At 32.4% G+C, this 12863-nt stretch carries 9 protein-coding genes and 1 pseudogene; 7 read left to right on the top strand and 3 right to left on the bottom strand.

Annotated features, from left to right (window positions below; translation table 11 throughout):
• The first annotated feature begins 953 nt into the window (after positions 1-953).
• From metK to WOVOC_RS01765, 7 genes and pseudogenes are all read left to right on the top strand, one after another.
• On the top strand, positions 954-2135 hold the full coding sequence (gene metK / locus WOVOC_RS01790; RefSeq protein WP_014869201.1) for a methionine adenosyltransferase: 1182 nt from the start codon (positions 954-956) through the stop codon (positions 2133-2135).
• Positions 2136-3413: 1278 nt separating this feature from the next.
• On the top strand, positions 3414-4241 hold the full coding sequence (locus WOVOC_RS01785; protein ID WP_025264140.1) for a cytochrome c oxidase subunit 3: 828 nt from the start codon (positions 3414-3416) through the stop codon (positions 4239-4241).
• 44 nt (positions 4242-4285) lie between these two features.
• Positions 4286-4721, top strand: a pseudogene (locus tag WOVOC_RS04980) (crossover junction endodeoxyribonuclease RuvC).
• 36 nt (positions 4722-4757) lie between these two features.
• On the top strand, positions 4758-5042 hold the full coding sequence (locus tag WOVOC_RS01780) for a BolA/IbaG family iron-sulfur metabolism protein (RefSeq protein WP_014869199.1): 285 nt from the start codon (positions 4758-4760) through the stop codon (positions 5040-5042).
• Positions 5043-5049: 7 nt separating this feature from the next.
• Entirely contained in the window at positions 5050-6249 is a 1200-nt protein-coding gene (metC, locus tag WOVOC_RS01775) for a cystathionine beta-lyase (RefSeq protein WP_025264139.1), read from the top strand.
• A 16-nt stretch (positions 6250-6265) separates the two neighbouring features.
• A complete protein-coding gene (locus tag WOVOC_RS01770; RefSeq protein WP_025264138.1) occupies positions 6266-7663 on the top strand; it encodes a UDP-N-acetylmuramoyl-L-alanyl-D-glutamate--2,6-diaminopimelate ligase in 1398 nt (465 codons plus the stop codon).
• A 170-nt stretch (positions 7664-7833) separates the two neighbouring features.
• Positions 7834-9105, top strand: a complete 1272-nt coding sequence (locus WOVOC_RS01765) for an MFS transporter (RefSeq protein ID WP_029784313.1) — start codon at positions 7834-7836, stop codon at positions 9103-9105.
• A 720-nt stretch (positions 9106-9825) separates the two neighbouring features.
• On the opposite strand, the gene WOVOC_RS01760 is transcribed toward WOVOC_RS01765, so the two are convergent.
• Genes WOVOC_RS01760 through secG form a run of 3 tightly spaced genes read right to left on the bottom strand, consistent with a single transcriptional unit; the run spans position 9826 to position 12207 of the window.
• Positions 9826-10242, bottom strand: a complete 417-nt coding sequence (locus WOVOC_RS01760; RefSeq protein ID WP_025264136.1) for a nucleoside deaminase — start codon at positions 10240-10242, stop codon at positions 9826-9828.
• A gap of 10 nt (positions 10243-10252) precedes the next feature.
• The gene (locus WOVOC_RS01755) at positions 10253-11887 is read right to left on the bottom strand and encodes a CTP synthase (RefSeq protein WP_014869194.1); all 1635 of its coding nucleotides are present in this window, start codon (positions 11885-11887) and stop codon (positions 10253-10255) included.
• Positions 11887-12207 carry a preprotein translocase subunit SecG gene (secG, locus tag WOVOC_RS01750; protein WP_025264135.1) on the bottom strand — a complete coding sequence of 107 codons (321 nt, stop codon included), beginning with the start codon at positions 12205-12207 and terminating at the stop codon, positions 11887-11889. The genes WOVOC_RS01755 and secG overlap by 1 nt, the downstream gene beginning before the upstream one ends.
• Positions 12208-12863 lie beyond the last annotated feature (656 nt).

Here is a 12863-nt window from a genome sequence, read left to right as displayed (position 1 = left end):
TTATAAGGAGAAAGTAATACCGCATCACTTGAATAACTCTTTCTGACAGTGTCGAGTGATCTTCTTGAGTAGCAAAGTATAATAGTGTAAACCTATTTCTCTGGTAATATTAATATTTGCTCCTTTTCTAATAAAGAGTTTTACAACTTTTAAATATTTCCCTTGAGCAAGTGAAATACAAAGATGTTCAAACTCTCTTTATCAGTATCATTAACACATTTGATCCTTTTGATTGAGGAGAAATTCTACTATGACATTCTTATCTCCATTTAAAGCGGTAATATGTATAAAGCCTCAGATCCATCAATGCTAAACGCAACATAAGCATTTATCCTCCTCCACAAAGAGAATCTTATAACCTCCAATTCATCATAACAGGAAGCGTAATACAGCGGTGTATAATGATTTATACTAATATAAGTATAGTAATACCTACTTCTTAACGCACAGAAAGCTTAGAAAAGTTAGAAACATTTACATATGCACTATAATACTCTCATCTAGAAAAATTTCTATAATATCTCAATAACCATTTATAACAGCCACATGAAAAGTATTAGCCTTATCAGTATTTTATAGTATAAACATTAGCCTATTGGTTAATGTATTTTTTTGACTTTACTAAGGTATCGCTCACAAACTAGAAAAGATCATCTAAGTTTTAACCTCTCATTTAGTAGAGTTTGATTGGAGCTAGTGACAATAAAAAATCTTTTATTGACTTAATTAAACTTTATTCTGTAAGTTTAGATTAATTTTTCTGTTAACTCTCAACACAGTAGATACCTTAACTGAATAGAAGGCGGTAAAAAACGCATCCTATATAGTCTAGTTTATCAAATTAGTAAGCAAGGCCATGAGAAATAGCTTTTGTACCATAAGGTCCATTCGTCTAGCAATTACTAACTATATTTTCTATAATAACTCTTATTGTATAAATAAAAAACTAAAGAATGAGTTTACATAAAAACTTAATAACTAGTGAATCAGTTGCAGCTGGTCATCCAGATAAAGTGGCAGATCAAATTTCAGATGCAATACTTGACGAATACCTTTTCTCTGACCCCCACTCACGAACTGCAATAGAAACTTTAGTTACCAAAGGTAATGTTATTATAGCGGGAGAGGTATTTGGACCTAATATTGAAAATGGTAGAATTGAAAATATCGTAAGGAATACAATAAAAAATATTGGTTACGAGCACGATGGTTTCCACTGGAGAAAGGTGGAAGTAAATATATTGTTACATAAACAATCAAATGATATTGCAGCAGGAGTGGATCAAGGCGCTGGGGATCAGGGCATAATGTATGGCTATGCAACAACAGAGACAGAGAGCCTTATGCCGGCACCCATTTTTTATGCGCATTCAATTCTGAAAAACATCATGAATGCGGTTAGAAAAGAAAAACTTGGGCCAGATGCAAAATCGCAGGTCACCTTAGTGTATGAGAACAATCTTCCAGTGCGTGCTGAAAGTATTGTTGTTTCAATACAACATCCAGAAGACCTGGATCAGTTAAAAGTAAGAAAAACAATTTACCCTTACATAGTTTCGTCTTTACCTAAAGGGTGGATGTGCCCTGAGGAGAATCTCCTAGTCAATCCAACTGGTAGGTTCGTTGTTGGTGGACCTGCTGGCGATTGTGGATTAACCGGACGAAAAATTATGGTTGATACTTATGGAGGGCATATCCCACATGGTGGAGGAGCGTTTTCCGGAAAAGATGCAACAAAAGTTGATAGATCTGCAGCTTATATGGCAAGATATCTTGCTAAAAATATTGTTTTTGCAGGTTTAGCTGAGCGTTGTCTTGTGCAGCTTTCTTATGCAATTGGTATATCAAAACCTACTTCATTCTACATTGATACATTTGGTACAAATATGGTGGACGAAAAAAGGATTAAAAAGTTTATTGAAAGTAATATAGATTTATCGACTAAAGGTATCATTAAACATTTATCCCTTAACCGTCCTATATATAAACGTACATCCTATTATGGACACTTCGGTAAAAAATCAGGAAAAGATGGTAGATTTTCTTGGGAAGACACAAATTTGTCTAGTGCTCTTCATAAAGAATTTAATATAGAAAGCAATAAAAAGATTTCTTTAGACTACCAAAGTTTTTGATTTAACTTAACATTGATATACTATACTAGCTTAGTATAATTAGCACTTTTATAATAATAATGCTATACTAACAGCAATTTTCATTTATGAGGCAATGAAGTGCATAACAAAACAAAGGAAGGATTATATGACATAGCTATAAAAGAATCATCAAATTCTATCGATGGAAAAGAACATCCTTTTCAAGATTGAGTTAGCAAACAACGCGTTAGACTATAAAAAATTCAAATCCTACTACCAGCAGTTTTTTTTATATATAGTTAAATCATTGCACTCGTGCTTTATTAACTATTGTAACTAAAGTTGATACATTGAGATAATAAATAGGCCAACTTATATAGTTGGTAGTACTTTTGCTCACAAGTTGTAACTTATCTGATAACTATGAAAAGTCATGGTCTTGCTTAGTAGCTTTTATTAGCTTCCTTATGCATATTACATATCATAATTCTGTTACTGAAAGTTGAGCAGCACCTTGCTCATGCTTCTTTATACATTAAAGAGTTATTTTGCCATATTGTGAAAGGTAACACTACTACTAACAACAAATATCAGAAATGGATATAGACTTTTTTAGCACTGATATAATAAATAACATAATCGATAATACGAGATAATATGATTAAGATCACGAACAGTCTGTCTGTATAAAAAAAATACAATAATGATGAACGAAAAAACATGTTAGAATCTTTTGTAATAGGCTGCAGCTTGAAATAGAGTTTTAGAACGAAATAATGGTTGTAGCACAACTTATTAATGCTAACCTAGCATAGAATTATTCATATCAAAACCCTAGTTTTTTTAGTATTTTTATATGCCTAATAATATAACCAAGAATTGCTGTTAGTTAACTTTTTAATATTAAATTAATGAGCAGTATTTTAAAGTATTCTAAACATGGAAAATTTTAAGTTCTATTACCAAAGTGACACAAGGATCAATATATAAGAGATATTTGTGAAACTATAATAGTTTTGTAGTCTTACAGATTTATATGCAAGATTATCATTGATAATATAGAAAGTAGATTTAAGAAAATAATAGATATGAAGAGGATAGACGGATGTATCACTTTAGGAAATATTGTTGGTGGGTATTATAAAAATTTAGTAAGAATGAAAGAAACAGAATGCTTGAGCTATTTAAAATAAGTATACAATATGAATTAGATTATTAACAATACACATGCAATTTCCTAAAATTTAATCAATTTCTTAAGCAACGTTGACAATTTTAAGTTAATTTGTATGCTTAATATCTATTCTTGAAGATGGTATGAGAAGTAAAGAACATGATTTTCATTTAGTGGATCCAAGTCCTTGGCCAATTGCTATATCAGCAGCAATTCTTATTCTTGTGCTTGGATTAGTTAGCACGTTCCATAAACAAATTTCTGGAATATTTGGTTTAGTTTTAGGAATCTCTACTATATCAGGAGTGTTGTTTTATTGGTGGAAGGACGTAATAAAAGAAGCTATTTACGATAAATGCCATACTGCAATTGTAAAACATGGACTCAAGATTGCAATGTATTTATTTATCCTTTCAGAAGTCATGTTTTTTGTGTCGTTCTTTTGTTCATTCTTTAAAGCCTGGCTTGATCCAGTTTTTTTGTTTGAAGGATTTTCTCCCACAGATAAAGTTAAATGGCCTCCTAAAGGAATTTTACCTCTTAATCCGTGGTCATTACCGTTCATGAATACATTAGTATTATTACTTTCTAGTACAACAATCACCTCGGCACATCACTTTTTACTTAAAAATGATAAAGAGAATATGGTTAAAATGTTGTCTATAACTATATTGCTTGGGGTATTTTTTACAATAGTGCAAGCAATAGAGTATCATGAGGCAAGTTTTTCTCTACAAGAAACAGGAGAAAAGCTAATCTATGTATCCAATTTTTATATGATTACTGGATTTCACTGTGTGCACGTTATAATAGGAATAATATTCTTATTAGTGTGTTTATTTAGAGCGCAGAAAGATCAATTTACACCTCAGGACCATTTATGCTTTGAATTTGCTTCTTGGTACTGGCATTTTGTAGATATAGTCTGGATATTTGTGTTTGTGTTTGTATATTGGTTAAGCGTTTATTGAATAGTTAAAATAATAGATCTTGATCACGGATAAATAAAGACTAGATGATTATTATTAATTTAAGTAAAAAAAGTAGTATTGAATTTTGGGTAGTAACATTACATCACCAACAGAAGCTCAGCGTAGGTAAACACACCTGCATATAGTTTTTGAATAATTAAAAAGTTAATTTCTTTATATTCTCCAAATGAAGCTCAGTGGAGAGAATTTTTGTTAATAAAAATCTAAAAATCTTCGCTAATTTTACAATATGCAAGAGAAATCATAATTTTAGTGTTAGAAATGACAGAGCTGATCATAAATGAATATGACGTAAATTATGTAAAAAAGTATTACTGAAATGGCCACACTAATAAAGATCAGATTATATTTATAGTGAGATAGGTGGTTGACAACTTAAATATAAAGTGTCACCATGCTGCTGATGTTCTTGCTATAGCAATTTGTCTTTTTTATACGAAAGGTTCTAATTTTTATTAAATAGTTTTACATGAGGTTCAACATTTCAACAACAATATGAGTATCATTAAAGTGATAAAAGAAAAAATAAGAAATTCAATAGATATAATTGATATTGATATTATTGATGAGTCTATAGAACATGCAGATCATTATTTTGCTTCATCTTCAGCATTACCTTCACACATCAGGCTAATATTGATATCTAATAGCTTTATCGGAATGAACGCTTTAAAAAGACACAGATTGATTTATGGATTACTAAAAAGCGAAATAGAGCTAATACATGCAATTTCTCTTCATTTCTATACGCAAAGCGAATACAATGTTAAAAACAAATAGCAAAAGTATGAAAGAAGAATCTTTATTGATTAAAGCAGGAAGAAAATTCAATGACTATAAAGGTTCTATGAACCCTCCAATTTATCATTCTTCTACTATATTATTTCCTACTTACAAGGACTACTTAAATGCAGCAAACGGAAAGAGCATATATGATGTAATCAACGATGGTGTGTTAAGGGATTATAGTTATAGTAATGTTGGTACTCCCACTGTTCATTATCTTTCAAATGCGCTTGCTGAAGTTGAAGGTAGGGGACAAGCATTGATCTACCCTTCTGGGTTGTTTGTGCTTGCTTTTGCTATTCTGACTTTTGCTAAGGCAGGCTCGCATATTCTGGTTCAAGATAATAGTTATTACCGAGTTAGAAGATTTGTTGAAAGTGAGCTACCAAAAAGAGGAGTAAAAGTAACTTTTTATGATCCAACGCAGAGTATAACCAGTTTGATTAGGAATAATACTTCATTGATAATGATTGAAACTCCAGGTTCTGTGACGTTTGAGATTTCGGATGTAGAGCATATAGTAAAAATTGCTAAGGAACATAAAATCATAACCGTTTGTGACAATTCATGGGCTACTCCCTTGTTATTTAAACCCCTTGATTATGGGATTGATGTTGCTCTATACGCACTTACAAAGTATATAGCCGGTCACTCAGATTTATTGATGGGAGCCGTTGTTGCAGAAGGTGAAATTTTTAAATTACTTTATGAAAGCTATAAGAATTATGGAGTCACCGTTCAGTCGCACGATTGTTACCTTGCACACAGGGGACTTAGAACATTGCATATACGCATAAAAAGGCATCAAAGCACAGCCATGAAAGTAGCAAAATGGTTAGAGAAGCATCCAAAAGTGAAAAAGGTTTTATATCCAGCGCTTCCTTCTCATCCTCAGCACGAGTTGTGGAAAAATTACTTCAAAGGAGCAAGTAGCGTATTTAGCATAGTACTAGATAGAGAGTATTTATGTGAAGAGCTCAGTTACATGGTTGATCATATGAAAATTTTTAGTATTGGTGCTTCTTGGGGAGGGTGCGATAGTTTAATGTTACCAATAAATCGTACATCTATGCCAAGATCTATAATGCATTTGGATTATGATGGAAGTTTCGTGCGGATATTTTGTGGACTAGAAGATCCTGAAGATCTAATCTCTGACTTAGATGCCGCACTAGCTAGGCTGCCATGTTTAGCTTTTTAAGCTGATGAAGTAAGGCATGAAACTGAGGGAGTTACTGTATAACATTATTGATGTTACTTTTGATATTGAAATCAAAGGTGTCACGTGTAACCCTAAGAGAGTCAAAGAAGGCTACCTTTTTGTTTGTATATCAAAGGAACATGAAAAGTGTATAAGTGATATAAAAACTTCAGCTATAATAGCAAATTTTATGGTACATGACTCTCGAGTTTATATTCTTCACCCAAATCCTCAAGAAATATATAGCAAAATAGTTAGCAGATTTTATCAATTCAAACAGCCTAAATATGTTGCTGCTGTAACAGGCACGAATGGCAAAACTTCAGTGGTAGAGTTTTGCTGTCAGATCTGGCAAAATGCTGGCTATAATGCGGCGTCTATTGGAACACTTGGAATGTATACTAATAATGAAAGGAAAGCTAATCATAATAGCCTTACCACTCCAGATGCAGATGACTTTTATGCACCACTATGTGGTATAAATAGTAAAGGTATAGAGTATTTAGCATTAGAGGCTTCAAGTCATGGAATTGATCAGTACAGAATTCATGGACTTGAGTTAACCGCTGCGGCTTTTACAAATCTCTCACAAGATCATTTAGATTATCATCAGAACATCAGCAAATATTTTAAGGCTAAGAAAAGGTTATTTCATGAGGTACTATCAAAAGAAAAAACAGTAATTTTAAATGCAAATACAGATAAGTACTATGCATTACTTAAGATAGCTAAAAAACGTGGCAACAAAGTTATAACTTATGGGAAAAAAAGCTCTAACATTACTTTAATAAAGCAAGTACCAGCACTAAATGGCCAATACCTAACGATTAGAATCAGTAATGAGGTTTATAACGTGTTTTTTCCAGTTTTTGGACAATTTCAAGCATGCAATTTAATGTGTGCAATCGGTATAGCTATCTCGTCTGGGTTGGATTACAAAAAAATGTGTATAGATAAGCTTATTTCTCCACCGGGAAGAATGGAAAAGGTAAAACCTTTTGTGTTTGTGGACTACGCACACACTCCAAGTGCACTTAAACAAGCGATATTGTCTTTAAAATGGCACTTCAATAAAAAAATAGTTCTAGTTTTTGGTTGTGGTGGTAATCGCGATCAGGCAAAACGTGCAGAAATGGGTAAAATAGCACAAACGTATGCAGAGAAAGTTATAATCACAAATGATAATCCACGTGATGAAAATCCAACAGAAATTCGTCGTGATATTTTGCTACATTGTCCTGATGCAGTAGAGGTAGAAGATAGGAAAGAAGCTATAGAAAAAGGTATAGATATTTCTTACAATAAAGGCATGATCCTGTTGATCGCAGGAAAAGGACACGAAAGATTCCAAATCATAAATGGTCAAGCTCTTGAATTCAGTGATGTTGAGGTTGTTAGAAACTATGCTTCATAATACTGATTTTTTACAATTGGCTCATCTCTTAACCTTACTACTAAATTTTTAATAACCTCAATTATTACATACTATAATAAAAAGTTAATTCCACAACCTAAGGTTGTAGCTTTACTAAATTCTAAAAAACAGCCACAATGGAATAGGCAAATATTTATAAGTTGAATTTAGTGTATAATCAGCAAACAAAAACGTTGTTAGCAACAATACTCTGCAAAGTCACAATATGGTATGATCATATGCTCTTTATTGATCTGGTTAATATAATCAGCAGGGAGTTTTGTTCTGCAAAGGATGTTTACTACAACATACTCCAATTATTTGGAATTGCAGGTTTGGGTGCGATGGTAAGACCACTTGGCGCATCTGCATTCGGTCATATTGGTGATAGGTACGGAAGGAAAATGGCATTAATGATTGCCATCTTGTTAATATCGATTCCATCTAGCCTCATTGCATTTATTCCAAGTTATAATCAAATAGGTATAACTTCTACTATATTGCTTCTTGCAATCCATGTAACACAAGGAATTGCGTTCGGTGCTGAACAAGGAGGCAGTTCTGTTTATCTAATAGAGCACTTACCTGATAAGAAAAAGCTAGGGGCGTTTTGTGGAATAACAAGTTTAGGTCGCTCTATTGGCATCTTGCTTTCTGTAATGATAGTAATCATCTGCAAGAAAAACACTGATTTTAACACTTGGGGTTGGAGACTGCCGTTCACTTTCTCAGCCATTTTAGGGTTAATCAGCACATGTAGTATATATACATTGGAAGAAACTTTAGAGTATGAAAAGGATCAAAAGCAAAAAAATCTACCAAATTTACCAATAATAGAGCTTATAAAACACTATAAGAGAGGTCTTATACTTGCTGTTTTAATATCAGTACCAGTTAATGTTATTGTTGGATTTACCATATTTCTCCGAACTCTTGCAAAAGAGACAGCATCAGTTAAAACATATGTAACAACATACGTCAATGAGATTATGTTGATTATAACCAGTATACTAATGCCAATATTCGCAATAGCGCTTGGAATGTTAGCCGACAGAATAGGCAAAGAACGCACTGCGATTTTGTTTATAGTGATTACAATGGTACTATGTTGCCCTATATTATCTATTGCGTACTGCTATAAAAGTTATCTCATAATTATGCTTAGTATAATGGTTCTTTCTGCAGTAGAAAAAGGTATAAGCCCTATAGGAATAGTTGCATCTGAACTTTTTCCTACCAATGTTAGATTCAGTGGAGTGAGTTTATCACGCAATATCTCTTTTGCTTTTCATGGTGGATTTACTCCTATGATATGCACTTGGTTTACTATAACATTTCCTCAAGTAAACTTTGCAGCTGGGCTTTATATAGTTTTCTGTTTATTAGTCGGTTTAGTGGCAATATTACAAATAAAACCGCAGGATAAAAAATGCGACTGGTAAAATTCTGATATAAACTATACACGTTATAAGTTAATTCAAAATTGCAAGTTAAAAAATGTGATTAAATGTTTATAGAAAGTATCATATTATTGATAGTACTTTTTAAACTGGTTTAGTGTAACCTTTTCAAAATTCCTCGATCCAAAACTGGGTCTGAAGTTCAAAAAAGTCTTTGTTACAGAGAAAAAAAATGTCCTTGTTCATCTTTTGAACGATATTTTAAGGTATACTGATATCAAGGTTTTGTTGATAACAGATTTATGGTCAGAAATATAGCTTACTCATAATAAAAGCTTTAAAAACGCACTCAATATTACGCTGCCACAGCTTATTTTAAGAGGTCTTCTTTATTGAACCTCGAGCTGTGTTTTATTTTCTGAGATAATAAAACTAATAAGTACAGCTTACAAGATTTTCAATTTATATCTATTGAATTACCTAAATTCCCTTAAAATGAAGCAAAACAATTAACAAGCTAGTAGAGCACTGTTGCTCTTTTAAAAGAATATAGAAAAAACAATAAAGGAAGATATAGAAATCGGTATAGAGAAAGGAAAAACTGAAGTAGCAATACCACTTGCTAATGGTATAAACGTTGTTACCGTTGCTAAGTTAACAGGGTCGCGAAATTGAAAATTATAAAATTGAGAACACTCATCAATTGATTTTAACCAGTGCGTTGAAGTGACAGAAAAATTTAATGATAATTGGTAACCTAAACTAAGTCCTTAACTTTTCAAAAAAATCCCTTAACAAAAAAGAGCATTCTGTTTCTAATATCCCACCGTAAACTTCAGGTACATGGCTGCAAAATTGAAATATTTTAGCACCATTCTCAATTCCTCCACCTTTAGGATTATAAGCTCCAAAGTATACCCTTCTAACTCTTGCAAAAGAGATGGCTTGAGCACACATCGGACACGGTTCCAATGTCACATACATATCGACATCACAAAGTATTGGTGTTGAAAGCAATTTACATGCTTGTCTGATTGCTAACATTTCTGCATGCGCAGTTGGATCATTGTATATATTGTGTGCAAAAGAAACTATATTGCTTCCACTGACTATTACAGCTCCTATAGGAATTTCGTCATTTTTCTGAGCAATTTTTGCTTGCTCTACGGCAAGCTCCATGTATCGATATTTAAACATTTTCTCTTTTAGTCTTCTTTCTTTTAATTTTATTGACTGCTGCTTTAATAAAGGATACAAAAAGAGGGTGAGGAGAAAAAGGCTTTGATTGAAATTCTGGGTGGAATTGTACACCAGTAAACCATGGGTGATTATCTAACACTACTGCTTCTATGCATGTTCCATCTTCTGATATACAGCTGCATGTTAGCCCATTTTTTTCTAAATCATCTTTATAATCCAAATTAACTATATATCTGTGCCTATGCCTTTCGGAGATAGTGGTATTACCATATACATCTGCCATTTTAGAATTTGCTCTTATATTACATTTATACGCTCCAAGTCTCATAGTTCCACCAATATCAACGCCCTTATCACCAGCTAGCTTAATAATTGGGTGCTTACAGGTACAAAATTCTTCAGAGTGTACATCCTCAAGCTTAATGACATTGCGAGCAAATTCAATAACTGCAAGCTGCATACCAAGACATATTCCAAAAAATGGGATATTATGCCTACGGGCGTAACTTATTGCTGATATTTTACCCTCTACTCCATCGTCACCAAACCCTCCTGGCACAAGGATTGAATGAGAGTTTTGTAGCTTTTCTCCTATAAATTTTTCATCAATAGGTTCTTTACTTTTTTCCCTCGAGTTAACCCAATTTATCTTTACTTTGACTTTGTTACTAATTGCACCATGATTCAATGCTTCAACCAATGATTTATATGCGTCAGGGAATTCAGTGTATTTTCCTACTATAGATACAGTGACTTCTTGTGTTGAGTTTCTTATAGAAAGTACTATTTGATCCCATTCAGTTAAGCTTGGTTGTGGTTTACTTAAATGAAAGTGTTCTAGAATTTGTGTACCAAGCCCAGATTGATTATATAAGACCGGCAACTCATATATATGATTCACGTCAGGAGCAGATATTACATTAGATAATGAGACATTACAAAGGTTAGCTATTTTTCTTTTTTGATCATCAGAGGTTTTCTTCTCACTACGACATAATATAATATCTGGTTGTAACCCAGCAAAATTTAACTCTCGAACTGAATGCTGTGTTGGTTTTGTCTTTAGTTCTTGCGCTGCAGTTAGATATGGTACTAAGGTTAGGTGAATAAGGATAACTCTTTGTTTTCCAAACTTATAACTGGTTTGACGTATGGCTTCTAAAAACGGTTGGCTTTCAATATCGCCTACAGTTCCACCTATTTCACATATTACAAAATCTAAGTCCTCCGTACCATTAAAAATAAATGATTTAATCAAATCTATTACATGAGGAATAACTTGTACAGTTTTACCTAAATAATCACCACGCCTCTCTTTCTTCAGCAACTCGTGATATACTTTACCAGTTGTTATATTGTCGTCTTTAGTTGCTTTAATTCCAGTAAAACGTTCATAATGCCCAAGATCTAAATCAGTTTCAGCACCATCTTCGGTAACGAACACCTCCCCATGCTGAGTTGGACTCATTGTTCCAGGATCAATATTCAAATATGGATCAAGCTTTCTAATACATACCTTAAAACCATAAGCTTGAAGAAGCGCACCTATACTTGAAGAAACTAAACCCTTGCCAATGGATGAAACAACCCCACCTGTCACAAAGATAAATTTAGCTTCTTTCATTAATCTTCAAAAGGAACGGAAGTAGATTCATTTTCTTGTTTCTTTTCCGATATAATTTTCTCTACAATCGACTTTTTGTGTACATTTTTTGAACACAATCCTGACAACAATAATGTGTTTGCTATAAATAGCCCAACAACTATAGCCGTTATTTTGCTAAGCAGATTTGCTGAATGTTTTACTGAAACCATTAAATTGAGTCCATGTTGTGAGTTATTAAAACCACTTAATGAACTACTCCCAGGAGGACGCGAAAGCACTAAGGTTGCTAAAATGACAACCAATATTATTTGTAGTATACTTAATACTGTTATTGACATTATGAGTAAGACTAAAACAAAGATTCTAGGAATGTAAAGTACATAAGTCAAGTTTTTATCGATATCTTAAAATAACAAAGAAACTTATTTATTATTTTATTCAATAATCTTATTTATTACTGTAAAAGATATATAGCAAATAATTTATTAATAGTGAAAAATTACAAAAGATAATATAGAAAACTCCTAAGAGAGAAAATTAACCTAGATGATGAACAATTACTGCTTGATTATACAGTTCTAAAGCATATTTTGTATTCAGCATACAGAAAAGAGCATTATAAAAAACTTTAGTAATTTAAATAAAATTTTTAATGCTAATTCTAGAAAGAACTATAAAATCCTAATAGTCAACAATACGTCTATACCTCTATCATCTTTTGTTCGAAATAAGCCTTCGCTCGTTTTATAAGAAAGAAAATAAAGAACCTACCTATGATCAATAACTGGAAAAATTACTTAATTATTTAAAGTAAGTATTAAGTATAGAAAGCCTAAGTAAAAAAATTTTCGTGTTACCTTACACATAAGTAAAAAGTATTGTCTAATAATGAAAGACCTTCAAAACACTAGTACAATACGTTAAACTATTTATCTTGTGTAAATAGATTATAAAATGTGCACTCTTTTGATTAGCTAAATGTCCTTGTGCTATT

Origin of the sequence: Wolbachia endosymbiont of Onchocerca volvulus str. Cameroon (assembly GCF_000530755.1) — a bacterium.
Lineage (GTDB): Bacteria > Pseudomonadota > Alphaproteobacteria > Rickettsiales > Anaplasmataceae > Wolbachia.
This window is presented reverse-complemented; position numbering and strand designations above follow the sequence as displayed.